This is a genomic window from Bacillus sp. FSL R5-0659 (assembly GCF_038008785.1).
GTDB classification, from domain to species: Bacteria; Bacillota; Bacilli; order Bacillales; family Bacillaceae; genus Bacillus; species Bacillus safensis.
In genome coordinates this window covers 839,999-864,638 of record NZ_JBBOZU010000001.1, presented here as the reverse complement: position 1 = coordinate 864,638, position 24,640 = coordinate 839,999, and the positions used below count along the sequence as shown (strand labels likewise).

Sequence of the window (24,640 nt, the reverse complement as noted above, 5' to 3'; positions counted from 1 at the left end):
TTGTTTAGTTTTCAAAGATCATGTTCGTTATCGCTCAGAGGCGACTTTCTTAATATAACATTTGAGCACCGTGTGCGTCAAGTGTTTTTTAGAATTTCTTTTTGTCAGCTTTTCTTTCAAAGCAACTCAGTTGCTCGTTAGCGACGTTTAATAATATACCATCATAATATTCATGCGTCAATATCTTTTTTCACAAAATATCCTCGATGATAGATTTTTTGTCCCTTTGTCTCAATCGGCTCTACTTGAACAATTCCTTTTTCCACAAAGAAATCAATCATCACGCTAAGGTCAGGCGTGAAATACTTTAGATCAGGGTGTGCAAGAAGCTCACCAAAAAGCCATATATCCTTCTGTTCCATGACATGACGCAAATGAGCGGCACCAATTTCTGCTTTTGAATGGATCAAAAAATCATTTGCTAAAAATAAAAGTTCTAAACGCTTATGCAGACTTTCATGACTTTCAATCAGTTCTGAATAAAGTTTGTATACTTCGGGCTCCATATGACGCACTTGGTTCCAAACGGTCACTTCTGGGTGGAAGCCTTTATCAATTACTTCAATACGTGCTAAGTGATGCAGGGCATGCACAATGGAATTATATGCATCAAGGAATTGATTTGACTCAAAAAATGCTTTTCCTTCTATATATCTGCGAATGAGCTTGCCATATTCTAAACCGATTTTGAGCTTGCGGTTTGAAAACGGGAATGTACTTAGTTCATCAATTAAGTTGAAAATATATTCATTTCGATCAAACAGGACTTTTCCATTCAAAATCCAATCGATGATTCGTCGGTTAGTACCAAGGGTAATCCATTCCTTCAGTTGATCATCTGTGACAACGTTTAAAGAAGCTGTTTGGTGATCGGATTCATAGTGCTTGATAAATAACGGTTCTTCCGCTTCTTTTACGATGACTAAAAGTGCTGCATCAAAGTTATCCGTCTCAGAAGATACTTTATGTCTTCTTTCTACTATAATCACAGCTAATGTATCTGGATGGCTTGCTCTCTCTTGATAAATAGGACGGAGAAGATTTTCCATAGTGATTCCTCCAATACTCGGGTGTAAAGTTCTTCTCTAATGCTATGTATTTCTCCTCATAGAATCAAAATTCCTTCAATACATGAAAAAAGATCATTGAATCATTATAAGCAATTTATTCACAAAACTCTATAACTAATTCAAACTGAAAGGTAAAATGTGCTATATTGGAGACAAGGGGGACTAGGGATGGCGAAATACTCCAGTAAGATTAATAAAATCAGAACATTTGCACTTAGTTTGGTTTTTGTTGGCTTTCTGATCATGTATATCGGTGTGTTCTTCAAGGAATCGATCTGGCTGTCGACTTTCTTTATGCTGCTCGGCGTCTTATCGATTGGATTAAGTACAGCCGTTTACTTTTGGATTGGTATGCTTTCTACGAAGGCAGTACGTGTCGTTTGTCCAGGCTGTGAGAAGGAAACAAAAGTGCTTGGGCGTGTGGACATGTGCATGCATTGCAGGGAGCCGCTTACACTTGATCCAGCATTAGAAGGTAAAGAGTTTGATGAATCCTACAATCGAAAAAAGTCATAAAAATAAGCTGACCATTTAACCGGTCAGCTTTTTTCATTAATGATTTTCTTTTTTCGCACATTCTTGACAAGTTCCATAGATCTCCAAGCGATGATGACTAACTGTAAAGCCCGTCACATGGGATGCAAGCTGTTCAACTTCATCAAGGCCAGGATAGTGAAAGTCCACGATTTTTCCGCAGTTTTCACAAATCGCATGGTAGTGGTCAGATGTCGCAAAATCAAATCGGCTTGAGGAATCACCATACGTTAATTCCTTTACTAATCCAGATTCCCGGAAGACTCGTAAATTGTTGTAAACCGTTGCGACACTCATATTTGGAAATTTTCCTTCAAGTGCTTTATATATATCGTCTGCGGTTGGGTGAGTCATAGAATTTACGAGAAACTCCAAGATGGCATGGCGCTGCGGAGTAATTCGAACACCGGTTTCTTTTAGAGCATCTAAAGCGTCTTTTAGTTCGTGAGCAGCCATTTCATCATGCACCTCTCTTCAAAAATATTCTTATATTGTAATCTTTATAAATAGTGTACCCCCAGAGCCGAAACTTTGTCAATTACAATCCTCTTTTTTACCTATTCTTCTTTACAAAAAAGACCGGCATGACTGCCGATCTCATCCTGTTAGGATATTAAGCGTGAGCTTTCAATTCCTCAAGCGCTTCCTCCACGTGGTCTTTTACCTTTACTTTTCGCCATTCTTTCACAAGCGTGCCTTCTTTATTAATAAGAAACGTTGAACGCTCGATTCCCATATATTCTTTGCCAAAGTTCTTTTTCAGCTTCCATACGCCAAAGGCTTCAGACAATTTTTGTTCATCGTCTACAAGAAGCAGGAACGGCAAATCATGTTTTTCTTTAAACTTTTGGTGCTTGTCCTGACTGTCTGGGCTTACGCCGATAATGACAGCATCTAGTTCTGCAAAGCTTTGATGGCGGTCGCGGAAATCACATGCTTCTGTTGTACAGCCTGGTGTCATATCTTTTGGATAGAAATAAAGAACAATATGTTTTCCTTTAAAATCAGAAAGCTTTACTTTCTCCCCATTGTCACCGGTTAATTCAATGTCAGGTACTTGCTGCCCTACTTCGATTGTCATGACACAATCCCTCCAACCTATTTTTTAATTAGCCTATCCAATTTTGAGAGGATATTCAACTAAGGACGCTTGCATCGGCATGTTAAAATAATGATAGACGACGTGATACGTTGAGATAGGAGGCTATTTATGAAATTCACAGAATCAGAAAAATTACATCAAGAGGCGCTGGAGCACATTGTTGGAGGTGTCAACAGCCCGTCTCGTTCATATAAGGCAGTAGGCGGCGGTTCACCCGTTGCGATGGAAAGAGGAGAAGGCGCTTATTTTTGGGATGTTGACGGAAACCGCTATATCGACTATCTAGCAGCATACGGTCCAATTATTACAGGACACGCCCACCCGCATATTACAAAAGCCATCACGAAAGCGGCTGAAACAGGTGTCCTTTACGGAACACCAACGAAGCATGAAGTCACTTTTGCTAAAATGCTGAAGGAAGCCATGCCTGCTTTGGACAAAGTTCGTTTTGTCAACTCAGGTACAGAAGCGGTGATGACAACGATTCGAGTAGCTCGCGCATATACAGGCAGAACAAAAATTATTAAGTTTGCCGGATGCTATCACGGCCACTCTGATCTTGTACTAGTGGCAGCAGGCTCTGGTCCTTCCACTTTAGGAACACCTGATTCCGCGGGTGTACCAAAGAGTATCGCCAATGAAGTCATTACCGTTCCATTTAATGATATTGACAGCTATAAAGAAGCATTGGATCGCTGGGGCGATGAAGTAGCTGCTGTCCTTGTCGAGCCAATTGTCGGGAACTTCGGCATCGTGGAACCTAAGGACGGTTTCCTGCAGCAGGTCAATGACCTCACACATGAAAAAGGCGCACTGGTGATTTATGATGAAGTCATTACCGCTTTCCGCTTTATGTATGGCGGTGCACAGGACTTGCTTCAAGTAAAACCTGACCTTACTGCATTAGGAAAAATTATTGGCGGCGGACTTCCTATCGGTGCTTACGGCGGTAAAAAAGAAATTATGGAGCAAGTTGCTCCGCTTGGACCAGCCTATCAAGCTGGCACAATGGCAGGAAATCCTGCATCCATTCTTTCAGGTATTGCCTGCTTGGAAGTGTTAAAAGAAGATGGCGTTTACGAACGTCTTGATCAGCTTGGCGCTATGTTAGAAGAAGGCATTTTAACCCATGCCAAAAAGCATCAAGTAGATATTACAGTGAATCGCTTAAAAGGTGCTCTCACAATTTATTTCACAACAGAAACGATTGTGAACTACGAGCAGGCTGAAAATACGGATGGCGAAATGTTTGCCCGCTTCTTCAAATTAATGCTCGCGCAAGGCATTAACCTCGCTCCTTCTAAATATGAAGCTTGGTTCTTAACAATTGCACATACTGAAAAAGATATTTCCGAGACGCTGCAAGCAGTAGATCATGCGTTTGCACAGCTGAAACAATCATAATGAAGTCCAAAACAGGCGTAAAAACATGCGCCTGTTTTTTTATTGACCAGCTCTTGTTTGTCAAAAGCGTGCGAATCTGTTACATTTCTTCTCAATACCTTCTTTTGATGTTTTCATGAACTTTCAAAAATCACTTGAATATTTCGGAAGACCGCTGTATATTACTTAGTTGTTTCATCAAAATATGAATGATAAATGACGAGTGATCATCTATTATCGAAAAGAAAGGAATGCAGGGACAAAACCAATGAAACTTGGAGCCCGTATTTTAAAAACTGGTATTGCCATTGTACTCGCGCTTTACCTGGCAACATGGCTTGGGTTGCCAACGCCCGTCTTCGCGGGAATTGCAGCTGTATTTGCTATCCAGCCATCTATTTATCGATCTTTTTTAACTATTGTTGATCAAGTGCAAGCCAATATTATTGGAGCAGCACTTGCCATTACGTTCGGTCTGCTTTTTGGCACAGGACCAGTCATTATCGGTTTAACCGCCGTCATGGTTATCGCCATTAATTTAAAGCTGAAGATTGAACACACAATTCCAATTGCACTTGTAACCGTCATCGCGATTTTAGAAAGTGCAGGGGATCATTTCCTTTCCTTTGCCTTAATTAGAACAGCTACTGTGGTGTTAGGAGTTCTTTCTTCATTTTTAGTGAATTTAATCTTCCTGCCGCCAAAGTATGAAACAAAGCTTGTTCATCACATTATGGAAAATACGGAGGAGATTTTAAAATGGATCCGTCTGACCTCCAGACAGTCTACTGATCATTCCACTTTAAAGGATGACATCGATCAAATAAAAGAACGCATGATCAAATTAGATCACATTTACTTGTTATACAAAGAAGAACGAAGCTATTTAAAGAAAACCACCTATGTCAAATCAAGAAAGCTTGTTTTGTTCAGGCAGGCCATTATGGCATCAAATCGCGCGCTATATTTGCTGAAAAAGCTTCATAAATTAGAAAATGAGATTCATTTGATGCCAGAGCATTTCAGGGAAAGCCTAACGGATGAAATTGATTATTTACTGTATTGGCATGAGCGCACCTTGATGAAATTCGTCGGAAAAATGAAGCCGCAGGACGATGAATTTCAAAATGAATGCTCTCTTCGCCTTGAGACGTTAACGAAATCATTTATTCAGCATCAGCAAAACCAAGAAAACGACTTACTCGATTACAATATGCTGAATGTCATGTCCAGCATCATTGAGTACCGTGATGAATTAGAGCATTTAGATACATTGATTACAAGCTTCCAGACGTATCACCCAAAAGATAGTGAAATTGAGACAGAAGAAAAAGAAGCATAAACAGAAAAGACCGATTCCTAGAATCGGTCTTAAATTGTTGACAAAGAGCTAAAATGATCTTGATTTTATCTCTTTGTCTTCTTTTCAGCGTGCTCTGAAAACCTTTGCAGTCTAGGAAGAACGAGTACTGGAGCGGAGCGAATTGAGTATTCGTGAGCACCGGCACGCAGGACTGACACCGAATGCGAGGGTTTGTCAGTGCGCTGAGACCGATTCTGAGAATCGGTCTTATTTTATTTTCTTCATTTTAGGATCTAGTGTATCTCTTAATCCATCCCCCATCAGGTTAAAGCCTAGAACCGTCAGCATGATTGCTATCCCTGGGAAGAATAATGTCCAAGGGGCTTGAACGAGATAAGGTCTCGCGTCGGCTAGCATTTTCCCCCATTCTGGACTTGGCGCCTGTGCACCCAATCCTAAAAAGCCTAAAGCCGCTGCCTCAATAATTGCCGTTCCGATCGCTAGCGTCGCCTGTACGATGACCGGCACCATACTATTTGGCAGAATGTGGCGCAGCACGATGCGGCGGTGTGACATCCCAACCGCCTTTGCTGCCAGCACGTATTCTTCTTGTTTAATACTCAGTACTTTTGAACGAACGAGCCGTCCAAAAGTTGGGACATTAATAATCGCAATGGCAATAAGGGCATTTTGTAAGGAGGGGCCTAGGATGGAGACAATAGCAATCGCTAAGAGAATGCTAGGAAAAGCAAGTAAAATATCAAACAATCTCGAGATCACAGCATCTAGCACTCTTCCGCCATAGCCAGCTATCAATCCAAGCAGTGTGCCTAAAATGACAGACCCGAGAACCGAGAAGAAACCGACCCATAAGGAAATCCGTGCTCCATGCACAACTCTTGAAAAGATATCTCTACCGAAATCATCTGTACCAAACCAGTGTGCAGCTGAGGGGGCACTAAATCGCTCACCAAGTGATTGTTCATTGATTCCATAAGGAGCAATGAGCGGTGCAAAGATCGCTAGGATGAGAAATAAAAAGACAATCACACTGCCAATGACCGCCAGCTTATGCTGAAAGAACTGTTTCATTGATTCAAGAATCAATGATTGAGGGCGTTCATCTTTTGGCTGAGGTGGGTCAAGCTCTTTTTGTGCTTCCATATTGTCACTCTCCTTCCCTAATATTTAATCCTTGGATCAATAACCGCATACAAGATGTCCACAATGAAATTGATCAGGACAAATATGAGCGCAACGACGAGAATGCCTGTTTGAATGACTGGGTAATCACGATAACTGATGGCGTCATATATATACCGGCCAATTCCCGGCCAAGCAAAAATGGTTTCTGTTAAAATCGCTCCACCAAGTAAGAGGCCTGTCTGAAGACCAATAATCGTCAAGATCGGAATGAGCGCATTTTTCAGACCATGCTGATAAATGATGAACAATGAACGTACCCCTTTTGCTTTTGCTGTTCGAATAAAATCTGAATGAAGCACTTCCAGCATACTTGCCCTTGTAATTCTCGCAATAATCGCTGCAGGGATTGTCGCGAGTGCTGTACTTGGTAAGATCAAATGCTTGATACTGTCAGCGAATTGATCAAACCGGCCTTGCAAAAGCGTGTCCAGCGTATGAATATACGTAATCGATTCGACTGGATTCCTTACGTCTTCTCGGCCCGTTGTCGGCAAAATACCTAATTCGATCGAGAACAGCCACTGCCCCATTAAGCCTAACCAGAAAATCGGCATGGACACTCCGATAAGTGCAATAAACATCGCGGCATAATCAAAGAAAGAATGCTTAAACCAAGCACTAATGATTCCGGCATTCACTCCCACGACAATCGCCAGCACCATGGCAAAAAAGGTCAATTCTAACGTCGCAAATAAGTAAGGCTTCATTTCCTGGGCAATAGCCGCTCCTGTTCGAATAGAAGTCCCTAAATCCCCTTTTAAAAGGCCAAGCATATAATGACCGTATTGAACATACCATGGCTGATCTAAACCGAGCTGGATCGTTAATTGTTCTACTGCCTCTTTCGTTGCCCGCTGTCCTAAGATGACCTGCGCTGGATTTCCAGGTATAAAACGAATAATTGAAAACACGACCAATGTCATTCCGATCAGTACTGGGATGAGCATTCCTGCCCGCTTCATACAATAAGCAAACAAACAGCTTTCACCGCCTTCATCTTTGTTTGAATAAGGGAGATACAAGATCTCCCTTATTTGCTTATTCGAAATACACGTCAGTCAAAGCCTCTGAACCAGTTGGATGCGGCTGGTAGCCTTTTAAATCATTAGATGCGGCAAGCATTGGAATTGAATGCACCAATGGAATCCAAGGCGCTTCGTCATGAATGATTTCCTGCGCTTTTTTATACAGTTCATTTCGTTTCTTTTGATCTGTGTCTGTTTGTGCTTCAATGAGGATGTCATGCATTTTATCGTTTTCGAAGAATGTATAGTTGTTACCGCCAATGCTATCTTTGTCCAGCAGTGTGTAAATGAAATTATCTGGATCGCCATTGTCCCCTGTCCAGCCTAATAAGAACACATCTGCTTCCCCTTTACTTGCTTTATCTAAATAGGTCGCCCAGTCATATGTCACAATTTCTGCTTTGACACCGACTTTTTCAAAATTTGACTGAATGACTTCTGCTACCTTCATCCCATCTGGCATGTATGGACGTGGTACAGGCATCGCCCAAAGTTTGATGCGAAAGCCATCAGGGAAGCCCGCTTCTTTTAATAGTTCTTTCGCTTTTTCTGGATCATACGGATATGGCTCAATGTCGTCGTTGTAGCCTTCTAAAGCTGGCGGCAATGGATTTTTTGCTGGCTCAGCAAGTCCGCCATAAAATGACTCAATAATCGATTCTTTATCGACCGCATAATTGAGTGCCTGACGAACCAGCTTGTTATCGAGCGGCTTTCTTGTGACGGTCAGTCCGATATAGCCTACGTTCATCGATGGTCTTTCAATAAGCTGGAGTGCTTTGTCGGTTTTGATGCCATCTAAATCCGACGGATTCACGCCATCCATTAAGTCGATCTCGCCTGTTTTAAGGGCATTTAAACGAGCAGAGTTTTCTGGAATGGAGCGGAAGATGATTTGATTCAGCTTTGGTTTATCCTTCTCCCAATAATCGTCATTCTTTTCTAACACGATACGGTCGTTTTGCTTCCACTCTTTAAACTTGAATGGTCCTGTCCCCACCGGATTTTCTCTAAATGAATCACCGCTTTTTTCAACGGCCGCTGGACTGGCAATGCCAAATGGTGACATGGCAATGTTTTTGAGGAATGTTGCCTGCGGACGCTTTAGCTGAAATTCAATTTCATGCTCGCCTTTGACGATGATGTCTTTAATGACATGCCCTTTATCTTTTTTATAGCCGCCAAACATGCCATAGTAAGGGAACTTTTCTGCGTCTCCATTCATCCAGCGGTCAAAGTTGAATTTCACTGCTTCTGCGTTAAAATCTGTGCCATCATGAAATTTCACACCTTCTCTTAAGTAGAACGTGTATGATTTTCCGTCCTTTGCAACATCCCAATCTGTTGCGAGGCCAGGATGGATGGTCGTGTCTTTCTCACCGTAATTCAAAAGCTTTTCAAATATATTCTCTGTGACCTTGAAGGTTTCGCCTTCTGTCGTTGTGATTGGATCTAGTGAAGTGGAATCTCCCCCTCTGCCAAATACGAGGGTATCTTTTGTTGCCTTTTCTTCCGATGTCGGTGAAGACGAGCATCCCCCTAAAAAGAGCGCCAGTGCCAGCACAAAAATGAAACTACTGAATAACCATGTCTTCTTCATTGTGTTCCTCCTTTTGATATAAATAACACGCGGCCGCATGTCCCGATTCCTTCTCATACAAAGCAGGAACTGCTTTCAGGCATTTCTCCCATCTTTTTGGACACCTTTTGTAGAAAGGACAGCCGCCGCGTTCCGCCATTGTGGTCTCTTCTGCTGCCACATCTTGCGACTCTAGTACGTGATCCATATGTGGAATGGATTTCAGAAGCAGCGACGTATAGGGATGAAGCGGGCTGTGAAACACCTCTTCGGCAGGCCCCATCTCGACAATGCGCCCAGCATACATGACGGCGATCCGGTCGCTCATATATCTGACAACCCCAAGGTCGTGAGAAATAAATAGATACGTCAGAGAAAGCGTCTTTTGTAATTCAAGCATCAAATTCAAAATTTGCGCTTGAACGGATACATCTAAAGCCGAAACTGGTTCATCGGCAATGACAAGACTTGGGTGCGTAATGAGCGCTCTAGCAATGCCAATACGCTGCCTTTGTCCGCCGCTGAATTGGTGCGCATAACGTTCCCCGTAGGAAGGATCAAATCCAACAATGTGCAGCATCTCTTTAACCCGTTTCCGTCTTTCTGCTTTCGTCCCATGATGATGAACAATCAGCGGTTCCTCTAAAATATCTTTGATTTTCATTCTCGGATTTAAAGAAGCATAAGGATCTTGAAAGATCATTTGAATATCTTTTCTTAAGGAACTCATGTCTCGTTCTTTCAGAAGGGTGATCTCCTGCCCTTTTAATTGAATAGAGCCTGACGTCGGTTCAGTCAATCTCATCAAGCTTTTGCCAAGTGTTGATTTCCCGCAGCCTGATTCACCAACAATGCCAAGCGTTTCTCCTTCCTTCACGTAAAAGGAGACTTGATTTAAAGCCAAAGTCGATTGTTTATGTTTAGAAAAAAAAGCAGCTGTGTCATACCGTTTTGTCAGCTGATTCACTTGCAAAAGTGGGTGACTCAGTGTCTTCTCCTCCTTCCATTAGAAAACATGCCACGCGGTGATTCTGTTCAATGGATTGTAAGGCTGGATCTTTTTCAAGACATTGCGCCATTTGATATGGGCAGCGTGGTGCAAATTGACAGCCGGACCGGATGGCACCTGGCTTAGGCACATGACCTGCAATAGAGATGAGTTTTTCTTTTTTCTCTTTAAACGATGGAACTGAGGCGAAAAGACCTTTCGTGTAGGGATGCAGAGGTTTTTGAAAAATACGGTCAACGGTTCCTTCTTCTACAATTCGACCGGCATACATAATCATGACTCGCTGGCATATTTGCCGCACCACGCCTAGATCGTGAGTAATAAATAAAATAGCAGTGTCCATCTCTTCGTTCAGCTTTTTGAGCAGACGAAGGATTTGCGCTTGGATGGTGACATCAAGTGCAGTTGTCGGTTCATCAGCGATCATGAGCTTTGGGTGACAAAGCATTGCCATTGCAATCATCACACGCTGGCGCATACCGCCTGATAATTCATGTGGATATTTTTTCAGCAGCGATTCTGCTTGCTTCAACCCAACTGTTTGAAGCAGATCAATCGCCTTCGCTTTTGCTTCTTTTTGACCGATTGATTGATGTGTGAAAAGGGCTTCCGTCATTTGTTTGCCGATGGTCATTAATGGATTCAGAGAAGTCATGGGCTCTTGGAAAATCATCGAAATGTCATTTCCTCTTATCTCTCGCCACTCTTTCTCTGAAAGTGACAGCAGATTTTGCCCTTCGAAATGAACCTCGCCCGTTGTATCGGTTTGCTGATTCAATCCCATTAATGACATGCTTGTGATACTTTTCCCGCAGCCAGATTCGCCCACAATTCCTAACGTTTCTCCTTTTTGAATTGAGAACGATATGTGATGGACGATGGGCACTTTTTGTTTTTTCTGCTGAAACGCAATGGACAGCTGTTTGACATCTAGCAGCACGTCTTGTTCTTTCACATATTCACCACCCCGTCATACTTTTTAAAATTGTATTGAGACAAGCTGGGAAATATGTCATGTTTTTGACAACACAAAAAAGCCTATCCGCTAGAATCGGATAGGCTTCTACTAATTTAATGTTTGAATGGTAAATAAATGACGATAGTGGCTGTCTTGGTTCATTAATTCTTCGTGTGTTCCTTTTTCCACAATTTCGCCTTGTTCCATGACCACAATTTGGTCAGCATGTGTAATGGTTGATAATCGGTGTGCGACAATAAAGGTTGTGCGATCCTTCGCCAGCTTTTGCATCGCTTCTTGAATGTAATGCTCACTTTCTAAATCAAGTGCAGACGTCGCTTCGTCTAAAATCAACAGCGGTGGATTTTTAAGAAATACCCTTGCAATCGAAATTCGCTGTTTTTGTCCGCCTGATAGCTTTACGCCCCGTTCTCCTACTTTCGTGTCATATCCTTCAGGAAGAGACATAATAAAATCATGCGCATTTGCCGCTTTTGCAGCCGACACGATTTTTTCAAAAGATGCTTCAGGGTCACCAACCGCAATATTTTCTTTAATCGTGTCACTGAATAGGAATGTATCCTGCAGCACCATTCCGACCTGATTCCGAAGACTTCTTGCTTTGTACTCTTTGATATCAATGCCGTCAATTTCAAGTGACCCGTTTGTGACATCATAAAACCTTGGAATTAAGCTGACGAGTGTCGACTTCCCTCCACCGCTCATTCCTACAAGGGCAACCGTTTGTCCTTTTTCTACTTTTAAGGAGATATTGTGCAGAATCTCTTCCTGCGTGTGTTCATAACGAAACGACACATTTTTAAACTCTACCTCTCCTTTTAAATGATTGGCTTCTTTTGCATTCGGCCGATCTGTGACCTCATATGGCTCATCAATAAACTCAAAGATCCGATCCATTGATGCAACCGACTGAGTTAAAGTCGTAGATGAGTTAATGAGACGGCGAATCGGATTGTACATCCGGTCAATATAGCCGACAAAGGCAATCATCGTCCCAATCGAAAGCGATCCGTTAATGACGGTATAGCCAGCAAAAGCAATAATGAGCAGCGGCGCAATGTCGGTGATGGTATTGACGACAGCAAATGTTTTGGCGTTCCAATTCGTATGGTTGATTGCTTTGTTTAAGAAATTTTTGTTTTCATCATGAAAATTCTCTTGTTCATATTCTTCAATCGCAAAGCTGCGAATGACCGGCATTCCTTGAACACGCTCGTGCAAATGCCCTTGCACTTCAGCCAGCGCCTGTGACCGCTCTTTTGTCAGCTTACGAAGCCGTCCGTAAAAATACTTTACTGCAAACGCATATAGCGGAAAAATAATGACAGACACGATGGTGAGCTTCAGATCCAGTGTACACATAATGGCGATAACGATCAGTACAGTCATCATATCCAGCCAAATGTTCATAAGACCTGTGATGACAAATTCCTTTGTTTGCTCCACATCGTTGATCACTCTTGAAATAATTTCTCCTGTTCTCGTGTTGGCATAATAACGAAGACTTAGCTTTTGAATATGCGAGAACAGCTTCTCCCGAATATCAAACAATACCTTACTGCCTGTCCACTGTGCGTAGTATTGTCTATAGTATTCAACAGGCGGCCTCATCACTAAAAATAATACGAGCATGATTCCCATTATGATCAGTAGAGTTGATGTCTTTTCTTCAGGCGACCCCGAGCCTTGAATGACATCATCAATGACATACTTTAAAAGCAGAGGCAATGTTAACGGAATCGAGAATTTAATCATCCCGATGACCATTGTTAATGCAATCTGTTTTTTATACGGTGTTACAAAAGCCATGTAGCGTTTAATGACCCCCATGTAAATCTCCTTCCCAATCTATCAGTGCCTCTTATCCGTACGCAGTCAAAAACCTGTTAGCCTAAAAAGCCAAACAGGTTTTTGGATGCTCTTGCTTATTTTGTATAATGTAAAAAACGTTCATACCACATATCCACAAATTCAGGAGCAAACGGACCTTTCCGCTGGTGAATCCAATGCAGTAATGTATTTAGATGCTCTCTTAAGATACTATCGATTTCTTTTGGATAATTCATCTGCCTCTTATGATCTGCATATTCGTCCTCATCCAAAATATTGTACGTCATGTCTGGAAAGACTTTGACGTCTAAATCGTAATCAATATACTTAATTGCCTCATCATCTGTCGCAAAAGGAGAGCTGATGTTGCAGTAATAATATACCCCATCATCTCTAAGCATCCCAATTACATTAAACCATTGTTTTGCATGGAAATAGCAAATAGCCGGTTCTCTCGTCATCCAAGTACGGCCGTCGGATTCAGTCACCATTGTACGGTCGTTTGCACCAATGATACACAATTCCGTTGCTTTCAGAATGGTGGTTTCATTCCAAATCCTGTGGATCAAGCCATTATGTTTATAGCTTTGAATTTGGATGGTTTCTCCTTCCTTGGGATAGCCCATATTTTCTCCCCTACTTTCTATAACAAACAAACCTAACAGTCCAAAGACCTAATTTCCCAACTAAACATGTCTCTATTATATTATACCGTTACATCATTAAAAAATGAAATGAAAAAGCCATTCAACCCAATTGAACGGCACACTGATTTACATCACGCTAGAACTCTTTTCCATCTGTTTATATGAATTGATGACCTCTTCTGTCTGTTTTGTAAATAAGGTTTGCACTTTTTGCAGTTCCTCACGTTTCTGTTTGATCTGAACACAAAGCCTGTGCCACTCTTCTTTTTTTTCATCCTGCAGCAATTGTTTTTCTGTTTCTAAGCATAGATCGAGTTCTCCCTGCACGTCGAGCAGCTGATCCATGAGCTGCATTTGTTCTTTTACAAGCTGATCGAAATCAGACATCTAACTCCTCCCTTTTCATCGAATCCACTTTTTGTATGTATACCATTTCTTGAAAGAAGGAGGAAATCCTTTGACTGTTTATGTAGAGGTTTTACAGGTTTTGTCGGATGGTGGTGCGAGGCAAAAAGAAAAGCACTTCATTCGTATATGAAGTGCTTTCCTTTGTTTCAGTGATTAGCTGTTTTGTTGTTTGTTTTGCTCAGCTTTTTGGTTGTATTTTTTTACATGCTGTGCGTCAGTCTCGCTAGCAAATTCAGTGCCGTATTGACCACCTTGTGCAGCAGCTTGGTTTTGTTTCTTCACTTGTTGTGCGTTTGTTTTGTTTTGTTGTTGATCCATCATTATCACCTCCACGCACATTAATTTGTGCAGAAGGTGTACATCCTATTCATGATTTTTTTTAAACAAGCAAAGAACGTCCGCCATCGACAATAATCGTCTGGCCTCTAATCATGTCTGCTTTACCTGATACAAGGAATTCCACGCTGTCGACCATGTCTTTAATTTCCACCATTCGGCCGGCAGGTGTGTTTTTCTTCGCATCTTCTAAAAGCTCTTTTCGGTTCGGGAAGTGCTTAAGTGCATCGGTATCGATCGCACCGCCTGAAACAGCGTTGACGACGATATTTTTTTGTGAAAGCTCAACAGAAAGATAACGTGTCAAAGCTTCTAGTGCTGCTTTTGATACGCCGACTACTGTGTAATTTTCAAGGTAGCGGATAGAGCCAAGAGAGCTAATACTGACGATATGTCCGCCCCCGTTTTTCTCCATTAGTTTCGCCGCTTCTTGTCCGCAGAATAACAAGGCTTTCGCATTGATATTCATCGTCCAATCCCAATGATTTTCTTCAAGGTCCATAATTGGACGCTGAACCCCTGATGCCGCGTTGTTCACAAATACATCTAAACGGCCAAAGGTTTCGTCAATTTGCTGAAACATGTCTTTGATTTTCTCAGGCTGGCCAACATTGGCTTTAACAACCAATGTTTTAACGCCCATCGCTTCAATTTCTTCCGCTGTTTCAAGTGCGGCTTTTTTGCTTCTCGCATAGTTAATGACAATGTCATATCCTTTTTCAGCGAGGCGAAGGGCTACTTCTTTCCCTACTCCTCTGCTGCTTCCTGTAATTAATGCACATTTACGTTGACTCATTATGGTTCATCTCCTGATTTGAATAGTTTTCGTTCATTCGCTTCACACTAATAGGAAAGTTCCTATTAGGAGGTTACATTCATGTATGTCGGACGCGATTTAAGCCAGCTTGGCATGATGTCCAAGGATCAATGGAAAGATACTGAGCTTGCTTACTTTCATCATGCTTTCCAACAAATTTTACCTTATTTGAACGAAGAAGGGCAATCTAAGTATCGAGAAATCATTTCTGAAATCGAAGACCGCGGGGGTCTGCACCGAAATGAAGCTGATTATACCCACGGTACAACGGTTAAATACGACTAGGCTGCTCAAGTGCCAGTTTCCAAATTTTTTGGTGTGAGACTGGCAAAGCATACGCCTCAAATTCTTCTGTTGTGACTTCTTTCAGCATCATGTCATCAGATACAGAGGTAACTCGTCCAAAGAAAACAGAAATATTCCAGATGAGGTGGGTAAATACATGCTGAATGGTGCCTTCTAAATCACCAAGCTCCGCTTGTACACCCGCCTCCTCTTTTAAGAAATCAATCAGCTGCTCTTTTTCCGTTTTTCTTCCCTTCATGGTTTCAATGTTAGGGAATTCCCATAAATTCGCAAGGAGGCCTGTACTTGGCCGCTTATGAATATATAGGTTGCCTGCGTCATCAAATAACACCGCTGCTGCCATTGATTTTGCAGTCGGCTTTTTCTTTTTGCTTTTCACTGGGAGCTCATGCTGAACGCCTTCCTCGAGTGCCGAACAATGCATGTTCACAGGGCAAATGAGGCAGGCAGGGGAAGTTGGAGTGCAAATGAGCGCACCAAGCTCCATCAGCCCTTGATTGAATTCTGACGGCTTTTCCCGGGAAATGAGCTGATCGACCGCAAATTCGAAAATATTTCTCGTTTTTGGTTTTGCAATATCATCCCATACGGACAAAATACGAGAAATGACCCTCATCACGTTGCCGTCTACCGCAGGATACGGCTTGTTATAGGCGATACTCAGCACTGCGCCGCTCGTATACGGGCCTACACCTTTAAGCTTTGAAAATTGCTCTTTCGTATCAGGGACAATGCCACCGTAGGATTCATATACTTCTTTCACAGCTGCCTGTAAATTACGCACTCTTGAGTAGTAGCCAAGACCTTCCCATGCTTTCATGACCTTTTCTTCATCAGCTAAAGCGAGATCCTTCACCGTCGGGAATTGCTCCATAAACCGGTTGAAATACGGAATGACCGTATCCACTCTCGTTTGCTGGAGCATGACTTCTGATACCCAGACGCGGTATGGATCTTGATTTTCACGCCATGGCAATGTTCGTTGTTCTTTTTCATACCAATCAATTAAATCATGCTGAAAGCCCGCAATATCTTTGCGGTCCAGCTTTTCTTGAATGTCTTTCATATCTATACTCCTTCTCATTGGACCGAGGGCTAACGTTCTGAATAGAACCTTATTTGTTGTATACTGTTTGTAGATACGTTAACATGTTACATTAAATCGGGATAAAGCAAAAGTGATTTTGCACATAGTCTTGATTGGAGACGTATACTTTGTATGATTGTTCCTAAGCATGACAACTAGGAGGTAATCAATTGGACACTGGTACTCATGTAGTAATGGGCATTTCTCTTGGGGGACTTGCACTTTTAGATCCAGCCGTCAGCGCAGATCCACACATGGCACACGCCGTGATGATCGCGACCATCGCCGGCTCCCAAGCACCAGACATTGATACTGTGCTAAAACTAAAAAATAATGCGGTTTATATAAGAAATCACCGAGGATTTACACATTCCATTCCGGCTGTACTGTTTTGGTCATTGCTGATTCCGGCTGTGATTTTTCCATTTGTGCCGGGGGCGAATTTACTTCACCTTTGGTTATGGACATTATTAGCTGTTGTGCTTCATGTGTTTGTTGATATTTTCAACGCATACGGTACGCAGGCCATTCGTCCATTTTCGAAGAAGTGGGTAGCGCTAGGGATCATTAATACGTTTGATCCGTTTATCTTTTTTACACACCTTGTCGCCATAGTCGTTTGGGCGATTGGCGGACATCCCGGCTATACGTTTATTACGCTGTATGCGGTGATTTTCTGTTACTATATCGTCAGGGTCATTATGCAGCTACAAATTAAACGTCAACTGCGTGCACGATTCGATGAAATTGAAGAGATTATCATTTCGCCTACAATGAAGTTCAGACAATGGCGCATTGCCGTGAAATGTAAATCCTCTTTCCATGTTGGGCGCAGCATGAATGGAGAAGTCGTCATTTTAGACACCTTTAACCGAGTGCCGGTCCCTGATACTGAAATTATGAAAATTGCTAAGCAAGATGAAAATATTTCAGCCTTTCTCTCCTTCTCCCCTGTCTACCGGTGGGAAGTGGATAAATACAAGGATCATTATGAGGTGCGGTTCATTGATTTACGCTACCGCAGCAAAGGTCATTATCCTTTTGTCGCGATCTGCCATATCGACATGGACCACCAAATCAAAAATTCCTATACCGGCTGGATTTTCAGTGAAGAAAAACTGCAAAAAAAATTAAGACTCGGCTCTGTGTGAGCGAGTCTTTTTTTGTGCTTCACTTTTACAACTTCGTCATATATTCCACAATAAACTCCCAAAAGCCAGGTCCTTCTTGGTAAATCAGCCGGTCTACTTTTTCGATGAGTTTGATATAGAGTTCTTGTTCGAGGTCTTCTCTTTCTTGATATGCCGTGTTTTGTAGTTTCTTTTTGATCATGGGTGTGAAGGTTTCAATGAGTTCTTCCATTTCTCCATTGGTCATTTTGTCTTCGTGCACGGACATCTCCCCCTGTTTTTTCTTTTAGTTTATTGAGTGCTTTTTTGTGAATGTTTGAGATGTTTTGTCTTGTTTCGCCTAACTGATCGGCTATTTCTTTCATCGTCTGGCCTTCGACATAGATTTGGGTTAAGACCATTTTTTGTTTGTCTGTGAGCTGCTGGTAGGCCTTGTACAATGTTTGGTCTTGCAGATGCTCCCCTAGGTCTTGCTGGTTGAAGAGCACGGCTTCATACGTATCTGTTTGAACAGGGTCTTTCACTTCTTGCGTATCAGGATGATCGAGTATGAGCGGAAAGCGCTGCTGTTTCTTTTTTACTCGTTTGTCAAAGTCGACTGAAAAGATGCGTATCATTGTGGAGATATACTTGATGATGCGGATTTTTTGATAGAACTGTTTGAACTCGGAATCTAGTTTTTTGGCATTTTCCTCGTTTGGCTCTTCCATGACTTGCCGGAGCAGCTGCTCGTTTTTCGGGTTGCTTAAAAACTGCTGAATGAGCGGGTGATCAATGATTTCTTTCCATTTTGCTTTCAATAACAGCCGATAATCCATGTGCATCCTCCCCTTTGTTCCCTCTACTAGCATTAAGTGGACAAAAGTTAAAAAAAGTAAACTTCGTGAAACGGGTCTAATGGTTCATTTTATCCCCCTCTGCTTTCCTTTTTCTTCTTTCATACCACTTATATAGAAGACGAGTATCCGCTGGGGGGTGAGACAAATGGAGACCTTTTTTTCAGAGGAATGGTTGAAGCAGCTCGGTCAGGCTGGCTTCCCTGCCATTTTGACGGTTTACTTGCTGACACGCTTTGAACGAAAGTTTGATGAATTAAGCAAGCTCATCCAACGATTAGTCGCTGCTCAAAAAAATGATGAATCAGATTGACATCTGCTTGATTCGTTTCACCTTATGAAAACGAGGGCGAAATGAAAGGCCTTTTGGTCACCTCACACAATACGATGTTGAAAGGGGATTTTATCATGAGTGAAAAGCAAAATGGAATACCACAGCCGATTCGAGGAGAAAAAGGAGCAACGGTCAAAATTCCACGTAATCTCGAGCGGGATAGACAAAACCCAGATATGCTCACGCCGCCAGAAACCGATCATGGAACGGTCTCCAATCTGAAATATTCTTTCTCTGATACACACAATCGTTTAGAAAAAGGCGGCTACGCTCGTGAGGTAACAGTCCGCGAACTGCCGATCTCTAAAAGTCTTGCATCTGTCAATATGCGGCTAAAGCCTGGTGCGATTCGTGAACTGCACTGGCATAAGGAAGCAGAATGGGCGTACATGATTTATGGGGAAGCCCGGATTACATCGGTTGATGCAGAGGGGCGCAATTTTACAGAGGATGTAACAGAGGGTGATTTGTGGTACTTCCCTTCTGGCCTGCCGCACTCTATCCAAGCACTTGAACCGGGAGCTGAATTCTTGCTTGTGTTTGATGATGGGTCATTCTCAGAAAATAGTACGTTCCAAGTAACCGATTGGCTTGCCCACACGCCAGAGGAAGTCGTGCTCAAGAACTTCGGTATCACAAAAGAGCAGTTTGACAAGCTGCCAGAGAAAGAAAAATATATTTTCCAAAAAGGAATTCCTGGTTCCCTTGAATGTGACAAGGTGAAAACAGAGCAAGGAGAAGTCCCGAATTCCTTTAAATATGAGCTGTTAAAACAGGAGCCGATTACGTCAAGTGGCGGACAAGTGTGGATTGCGGACTCTACCAATTTCAAAGCGTCTAAAACGATTGCATCCGCTCTTGTGAAAGTTGATCCAGGTGCCATTCGCGAGCTGCATTGGCATCCAAATACGGATGAATGGCAATATTTCATTTCTGGAAAAGCACGAATGACGGTTTTTGCTTCTGATGGACATGCGAGAACCTTCAACTATCAGGCGGGAGACGTTGGATATGTCCCATTTGCGATGGGGCATTATGTAGAAAATACAGGCGACGAACCGCTTTATTTCTTAGAAATCTTTAAGAGCGATCATTATGCAGATATCTCGCTGAATCAGTGGCTTGCGGTTACACCGAAACAGCTTGTTCTTGATCATTTAGATCAAGGCGAAGATTTCTTAAAACTGCTTGATGCTGAAAAACATCCTGTGATCGCTGCACCTAAAAAAGAGGATTAACGTATGACTTCCTGCAAAAAGGCTGTCCTTTTTGCAGGTATCTTCATGTAAGGGAGTGTTTGTTCAACTATGCAGCAATCTGTTCACGCTTTATGGCAAGGGCTGAAATGGTTCATGGCGGCGTCGGCTGTCTGTTACATATTTTTGTTGTTTTGTGTACTGTTCTTTCATTTAACGGGTGCTTTTTATCAATCGATTTTATCGATGCTTTTATTTATGGGCATCTATGTGGTACTTGGGATATCCTTTGAGCATGTGGAGCATATGCTCATGAGGGTTGTTAGAAAGTGCCGTTCCAAAAAACGCTCCATCGTTTTATATGCCATTTCAATGCATCTTTTGTTTATTTGGGGTGCTGTCTATTTATCAGATGAATTGGTGGGCGGCATTTTACTGTCTACTTCTGAGGAAATTCTCTTTGCCCTAAGCCTTTGGTTGTTTCATTTTTTGTTTGATTATGCGACGTTTTCGTTTGAGAAGGAAGCTTAGTGATTTTGCTTCATATGATGGATATCATGCTCGATAAGTCCTTGGAAGATAAAAAAACACCACTTATGATGAAAAGTGGTGTTTCTTGTGTTTTCTTCGTGCATATAGGATCGCACCGATCAAACTGACGAGTGAAATCAACGCGAGAATTCTGATATAAGGCGGATAGTAGGTTAGCACAATCTCATTTTTGCCTTTTTCTATTGGAAAACCGATAAAGGCGTAATTGGCTTGTTCAATATCGGTATGCTTTCCGTTTACCGTGAGCTCCCAGCCTTTTTCATATGGTACTGGCAAGATCATATAATCATCGCCGCGTTTGTTATCATATGAAATCGTAAAGCGGTTGTTTTCGAGCTTTACTTGCTGGCTGCCATTGTCCTGTTTTTCTTTTTCATATGCTTTTTCTAGAATGCGGTAAGGCTCTTGGTACAGCTTCAGTTGATCGAGTTCATACGTCCCTTTTGGTACTCGAATGGAAAGGATTTTTTCCGCAGGGACTCGAATCGTCACTTCATTGACGCCTGTTTTGTAGATGGATGTATTGCTTTTTCGTGAGGTGACGTAGTTGTCAACGGATAACTGAAATCCTTCGTTTCGGTCTGTCCGCTTCACATAAAAGCTCACATACACATCTCCAGCGCGGGCCATATCATCTGGCAGCGTGATATTCAGGCCGCCTGTTTCTCCGTATACATCAAGCACACCATGTTCGTATATAGCTTGTTCGGTATGAATATTTGTATCCTTGACTCGATTTGGCGTGCGCTCAATTTCAGCGTTTCCTTTTTTGTCTAAAATCACACCTTGCAGCATTGCATGCTCTCTATCAAGCGCTGAGGCATTTTTTAAGGATTCTTCTGAATAAACGGCGCTTGTTGTTCTTGCAAATGGCAGCGGCCGTGTATTTTCATACACTTTATAATGCTCGCTTTCCAATATTGGCTTAAAATAAGCTGGTGGTGAGTAAGGCATCGTATTGTCTCTCATATAATACTTTCCGTAGGTCAGGCTGTATAAATTCACCCTGTCCCCCATTGTTGCATAACGGCTGACACTTTCACGTCCCATATCGATTTGCAGGTCATTCCAGTAGAAATTGAGCAAATGCTGATTCAATATACTTGAATACGCACTCATGCCTTGAAAGCCTTCAAATAACGGGGTATTGTTGCGCACGCCATTCATCCAATCAATCCGGGCAAGCGGATCTTTTGAAGAGCGGCTTTGAATCTGCTGAATGAGCTTCATTTGCTCATGTCCAGCATATGCCTCACTATTCAGATACGTATCTGATACGCTCTTAATATTGCTTCTTTCAGATAAGTAGCCCTGCTGATACACGCCTGCTGTCAGTAAGCTGACAACGATGAGCACAGCTGAAAAGAGACGAAGGTGCTGGCGTTTTTCCGCATGAATCACAAGGAAAAACACGCTGATCACAAGCAGTCCTATGGCTGTAAATACAACAACATCCATATTTCCCTTTGCTCGTTCTGATAAGATGACTGCGAGAAGAAACACGATCCAAGTGCCTAAGACCGCACGCTTTTTCCACTTCCACTCGATTTGCGAGAAATGCTTGATGGTGATGGCTACGACCGCTCCAACTGTAAAGGCAAGAATGTATTCAAATCTGTACTGCGGTGCTGAAAAACCATTAAACACGCTCGCCATCTTTGGACTGTAGTGAAAAACAATAAGCAGAACGCTGATCGATGTAAACATAAAAAACCACCTGTTCCGATAGAGCGGAACGAGGAACATACAAATGAGAAAGATCACAGGTAATAAATACACCCTGCTTGTAAACAGCAGATGATCATGCAGATCAAACCAAGGTATAGATTGATCATATGGCGGTCTTATATTATTAAGAAATCCATAGACAGACGGGACAAAAAAGGCAGCACTGATACCAAAGGATAACAGCGTAGAGACCGCCAGCGTCCAGAATACCTTCCACCCGTTCTCCTCACTTCGCAGCTTGATGATATATCTGAAGACAAGATAGATCGCTAAAAAGATAAAATGAATATAAGCAAAGTAAAAATTGTTGATGAGCATCAGGCTGCAACTCGCAATAAACCAAGCCGGCTTACCCGTTTTGAAAATCCGTTCAACCCCAAGTACAAGCAGCGGGAGCCACATCATACTGTCGGTGAAAAACTCCCAAAACGTTTGATGCCGAAAATACACAATAGACAATCCGTAAATTGCGGCTCCTGTTAATGCGCTCAGCCTATGCTGAACCATTGAAAGAAGCACACGGTAAGCGATGAACAGAATAAGTGTCAGCTTGATCACACTCAGCCAAATGACGGCATTTGCCCAGAAATGGATGTCCGTTGACTGGATAAGATGAAGTGCATTCATCAGCCAGACGACAGCGACCGTGACCATAAAGACAGTCGACGTTGTGAAATAATAACCTAATTGCGTATATGTACCGCCGCCTAGACCGAATTGATAGGAATAAAAGAAGTTCCCTTTGACGTATTCATCGTACAGCAGCTTTTTAAATGGGAGCATTTGTGAGATCCCGTCTCCATCTCCTGTCATATACCGGCCTTGCGTATATTCATATAAGAAAAAGGAGTGTCCTAATAAAGCGAGAATGAGGCACATTCCTATGATTATCCATCTACGTTTCATCATCTAAATCCTTTCCACAAAAGATCCACTGTTCTTTGAAACAAAACAACCCAGCAAGCGATTCGTGCTTGCCGGTTATTTGACTCCACGTTATTTAAATAACTGCGTTAACACTCGGTCTTGTTCCTTTGAGCTTGTCTCTTGTTCCATCACATTTGATTCCTGGATTAAATAATGCGGCCTCTTTTTCGTTTCATAATAGATACGGCCAATATATTCTCCAATCACGCCTAGACTCAAAAGCTGGACACCTCCGAGGAACAGCACAGCTGATATTAAAGTAAAATAACCCGGCACCATAATGCCCGTTCTGACGATTTGAATAAAGGTGGCCACGATGTAAATCAATGAGAGAAATAAGATCAGTATGCCGGTATAAAAACAAATTCGCAGCGGGCGGTTGTTAAAAGAAATGACGCCATCTATGCCATAGTTAAATAATTTTTTCAGTGACCATTTTGTATCACCATGCTGTCTTTCTACATTTTCATAATAGATGACCTTTTCTTCAAACCCAATCCAGCAAAAAAGCCCTTTTGAAAAACGATTTCCCTCTTTCAGCTGAAGCAGTGCATCGATGGCTTGGCGTGAAATTAAACGGAAATCCCCGACGCCATCACGCAAGTCCACTTCTACTACCTTGTTCATCACCTTATAGTACATGGATGACAGGTAAGAGCGCAGCTTGCTGTCACCTTTACGATTCCGTTTGGCAATGACTTGATGGTAGCCTTCTTCATACCCTCTGACAAAGTCCTGAATTAAATACGTCGGGTGCTGCAGATCGGCGTCCATAATAATCGCAGCTGCTCCTTTTGCATGTTCAAGACCTGCCAAAATAGCGGCTTCCTTTCCAAAGTTACGCGAAAAGGATATATATTTGACCTTTGCACTTTTGCGAGAGAGCTCTCTCATATATTGAAGCGTGTTGTCTTTGCTTCCATCATTCACAAAGATGATTTCAAAGTCATAATGAAAATCGCGAAACTCTTCCTCGAGTGCCTCAAAGATTCGTCTGATGTTTTCACCTTCATTGTAAGAAGGAATTATCACAGAGAGCAATTCCCGTTCCATATCGCACCTTCTCTTCACTTTTTTCACATAGTCTGATATGTTCATTATTCCTTTTTTGTCAGAAAACGAAACCCTTTTTTATTATCCATAAATTACATGTCTCTTTAATCGTTTCATTATATCAGAGTTTTATTTCCAGTGATTTTCAGCAGGATGAATTTAATGTAATTTTAAGTTTAATCATTGTAAAAAGCCTGTAATTTCGATCACAGACTGGGTATTGTTTCATAAAGTTATTTGTTCATTTGTATATTTTCCTATTT

General features: G+C 42.1%; 25 protein-coding genes and 1 pseudogene. 8 read left to right on the top strand and 18 right to left on the bottom strand.

Annotated features, from left to right (window positions below; all coding sequences use genetic code 11):
* Positions 1-170 precede the first annotated feature (170 nt).
* Complete coding sequence (locus NSQ72_RS04230; RefSeq protein ID WP_024425790.1) at positions 171-1,049, bottom strand: nucleotidyltransferase-like protein; 879 nt, start codon at positions 1,047-1,049, stop codon at positions 171-173.
* 189 nt (positions 1,050-1,238) lie between these two features.
* Here NSQ72_RS04230 and NSQ72_RS04225 point away from each other — a divergent pair, with 189 nt between their 5' ends.
* Positions 1,239-1,586: a YgzB family protein gene (locus tag NSQ72_RS04225; RefSeq protein WP_024425201.1), complete on the top strand. Its 348-nt coding sequence runs from the start codon at positions 1,239-1,241 to the stop codon at positions 1,584-1,586.
* Positions 1,587-1,622: 36 nt separating this feature from the next.
* Here the strand turns inward: NSQ72_RS04225 and perR are convergent, their stop codons facing one another.
* On the bottom strand, positions 1,623-2,060 hold the full coding sequence (gene perR, locus NSQ72_RS04220; RefSeq protein ID WP_003217782.1) for a peroxide-responsive transcriptional repressor PerR: 438 nt from the start codon (positions 2,058-2,060) through the stop codon (positions 1,623-1,625).
* 157 nt (positions 2,061-2,217) lie between these two features.
* Positions 2,218-2,685 carry a thioredoxin-dependent thiol peroxidase gene (bcp, locus tag NSQ72_RS04215; protein ID WP_024425791.1) on the bottom strand — a complete coding sequence of 156 codons (468 nt, stop codon included), beginning with the start codon at positions 2,683-2,685 and terminating at the stop codon, positions 2,218-2,220.
* A gap of 129 nt (positions 2,686-2,814) precedes the next feature.
* Between bcp and NSQ72_RS04210 the strand changes: the two genes are divergently transcribed.
* Together NSQ72_RS04210 and NSQ72_RS04205 are read left to right on the top strand one after the other, a co-directional pair.
* On the top strand, positions 2,815-4,110 hold the full coding sequence (locus NSQ72_RS04210) for a glutamate-1-semialdehyde 2,1-aminomutase (RefSeq protein ID WP_064497769.1): 1,296 nt from the start codon (positions 2,815-2,817) through the stop codon (positions 4,108-4,110).
* A 247-nt stretch (positions 4,111-4,357) separates the two neighbouring features.
* Entirely contained in the window at positions 4,358-5,431 is a 1,074-nt protein-coding gene (locus tag NSQ72_RS04205; RefSeq protein WP_039177329.1) for an FUSC family protein, read from the top strand.
* A 228-nt stretch (positions 5,432-5,659) separates the two neighbouring features.
* On the opposite strand, the gene NSQ72_RS04200 is transcribed toward NSQ72_RS04205, so the two are convergent.
* The 10 genes and pseudogenes from NSQ72_RS04200 to fabL all read right to left on the bottom strand — a co-directional run bounded on the left by NSQ72_RS04200 (position 5,660) and on the right by fabL (position 15,207).
* Positions 5,660-6,556: an ABC transporter permease gene (locus NSQ72_RS04200; protein WP_048240058.1), complete on the bottom strand. Its 897-nt coding sequence runs from the start codon at positions 6,554-6,556 to the stop codon at positions 5,660-5,662.
* A 17-nt stretch (positions 6,557-6,573) separates the two neighbouring features.
* Positions 6,574-7,575 (bottom strand): ABC transporter permease, encoded by a 1,002-nt coding sequence (locus NSQ72_RS04195; RefSeq protein WP_041087395.1) that lies wholly within the window; start codon positions 7,573-7,575, stop codon positions 6,574-6,576.
* 61 nt (positions 7,576-7,636) lie between these two features.
* Entirely contained in the window at positions 7,637-9,223 is a 1,587-nt protein-coding gene (locus tag NSQ72_RS04190; RefSeq protein ID WP_041087361.1) for an ABC transporter substrate-binding protein, read from the bottom strand.
* On the bottom strand, positions 9,198-10,175 hold the full coding sequence (locus tag NSQ72_RS04185) for an ABC transporter ATP-binding protein (protein ID WP_341083364.1): 978 nt from the start codon (positions 10,173-10,175) through the stop codon (positions 9,198-9,200). The genes NSQ72_RS04190 and NSQ72_RS04185 overlap by 26 nt, the downstream gene beginning before the upstream one ends.
* Positions 10,144-11,166 carry an ABC transporter ATP-binding protein gene (locus NSQ72_RS04180; protein ID WP_039177320.1) on the bottom strand — a complete coding sequence of 341 codons (1,023 nt, stop codon included), beginning with the start codon at positions 11,164-11,166 and terminating at the stop codon, positions 10,144-10,146. Before NSQ72_RS04180 ends, NSQ72_RS04185 begins: the two co-directional genes overlap by 32 nt.
* Positions 11,167-11,277: 111 nt before the next feature.
* Positions 11,278-13,020 (bottom strand): ABC transporter ATP-binding protein, encoded by a 1,743-nt coding sequence (locus NSQ72_RS04175; RefSeq protein WP_330545970.1) that lies wholly within the window; start codon positions 13,018-13,020, stop codon positions 11,278-11,280.
* A 95-nt stretch (positions 13,021-13,115) separates the two neighbouring features.
* Positions 13,116-13,646, bottom strand: a complete 531-nt coding sequence (ntdP, locus tag NSQ72_RS04170; protein WP_024425209.1) for a nucleoside tri-diphosphate phosphatase — start codon at positions 13,644-13,646, stop codon at positions 13,116-13,118.
* Positions 13,647-13,793: 147 nt separating this feature from the next.
* Entirely contained in the window at positions 13,794-14,054 is a 261-nt protein-coding gene (locus NSQ72_RS04165) for a YgaB family protein (protein WP_047204195.1), read from the bottom strand.
* A gap of 174 nt (positions 14,055-14,228) precedes the next feature.
* Positions 14,229-14,378, bottom strand: a pseudogene (locus tag NSQ72_RS04160) (gamma-type small acid-soluble spore protein); the annotation flags it as partial.
* 76 nt (positions 14,379-14,454) lie between these two features.
* Complete coding sequence (gene fabL / locus NSQ72_RS04155; protein WP_341083362.1) at positions 14,455-15,207, bottom strand: enoyl-[acyl-carrier-protein] reductase FabL; 753 nt, start codon at positions 15,205-15,207, stop codon at positions 14,455-14,457.
* 81 nt (positions 15,208-15,288) lie between these two features.
* Here fabL and NSQ72_RS04150 point away from each other — a divergent pair, with 81 nt between their 5' ends.
* A complete protein-coding gene (locus NSQ72_RS04150; protein WP_003217808.1) occupies positions 15,289-15,513 on the top strand; it encodes a hypothetical protein in 225 nt (74 codons plus the stop codon).
* Here NSQ72_RS04150 and mutY read toward each other — a convergent pair.
* Positions 15,500-16,600 carry an A/G-specific adenine glycosylase gene (mutY, locus tag NSQ72_RS04145; protein WP_341083358.1) on the bottom strand — a complete coding sequence of 367 codons (1,101 nt, stop codon included), beginning with the start codon at positions 16,598-16,600 and terminating at the stop codon, positions 15,500-15,502. The two genes, NSQ72_RS04150 and mutY, sit on opposite strands and share 14 nt — an antisense overlap.
* A 191-nt stretch (positions 16,601-16,791) precedes the next feature.
* Here mutY and NSQ72_RS04140 point away from each other — a divergent pair, with 191 nt between their 5' ends.
* The gene (locus tag NSQ72_RS04140; protein WP_034623275.1) at positions 16,792-17,772 is read left to right on the top strand and encodes a metal-dependent hydrolase; all 981 of its coding nucleotides are present in this window, start codon (positions 16,792-16,794) and stop codon (positions 17,770-17,772) included.
* A gap of 25 nt (positions 17,773-17,797) precedes the next feature.
* On the opposite strand, the gene rsoA is transcribed toward NSQ72_RS04140, so the two are convergent.
* On the bottom strand, positions 17,798-18,019 hold the full coding sequence (gene rsoA, locus NSQ72_RS04135; RefSeq protein ID WP_039177285.1) for a sigma-O factor regulator RsoA: 222 nt from the start codon (positions 18,017-18,019) through the stop codon (positions 17,798-17,800).
* Positions 17,967-18,569: a sigma-70 family RNA polymerase sigma factor gene (locus NSQ72_RS04130; protein WP_212040416.1), complete on the bottom strand. Its 603-nt coding sequence runs from the start codon at positions 18,567-18,569 to the stop codon at positions 17,967-17,969. Before NSQ72_RS04130 ends, rsoA begins: the two co-directional genes overlap by 53 nt.
* A 166-nt stretch (positions 18,570-18,735) precedes the next feature.
* Here NSQ72_RS04130 and NSQ72_RS04125 point away from each other — a divergent pair, with 166 nt between their 5' ends.
* The 3 genes from NSQ72_RS04125 (at position 18,736) to NSQ72_RS04115 (ending at position 20,648) form a co-directional block, all read left to right on the top strand.
* Positions 18,736-18,900 carry a YvrJ family protein gene (locus NSQ72_RS04125; RefSeq protein ID WP_073204399.1) on the top strand — a complete coding sequence of 55 codons (165 nt, stop codon included), beginning with the start codon at positions 18,736-18,738 and terminating at the stop codon, positions 18,898-18,900.
* A 95-nt stretch (positions 18,901-18,995) separates the two neighbouring features.
* The gene (locus tag NSQ72_RS04120) at positions 18,996-20,159 is read left to right on the top strand and encodes an oxalate decarboxylase family bicupin (RefSeq protein WP_341083354.1); all 1,164 of its coding nucleotides are present in this window, start codon (positions 18,996-18,998) and stop codon (positions 20,157-20,159) included.
* A 69-nt stretch (positions 20,160-20,228) separates the two neighbouring features.
* Entirely contained in the window at positions 20,229-20,648 is a 420-nt protein-coding gene (locus tag NSQ72_RS04115) for a regulatory YrvL family protein (protein ID WP_059377633.1), read from the top strand.
* Positions 20,649-20,711: 63 nt separating this feature from the next.
* Here the strand turns inward: NSQ72_RS04115 and NSQ72_RS04110 are convergent, their stop codons facing one another.
* Positions 20,712-23,306 (bottom strand): YfhO family protein, encoded by a 2,595-nt coding sequence (locus tag NSQ72_RS04110; protein ID WP_341083350.1) that lies wholly within the window; start codon positions 23,304-23,306, stop codon positions 20,712-20,714.
* Positions 23,307-23,393: 87 nt separating this feature from the next.
* A complete protein-coding gene (locus tag NSQ72_RS04105; RefSeq protein WP_024425218.1) occupies positions 23,394-24,377 on the bottom strand; it encodes a glycosyltransferase family 2 protein in 984 nt (327 codons plus the stop codon).
* Between the last annotated feature and the right edge of the window lie 263 nt (positions 24,378-24,640).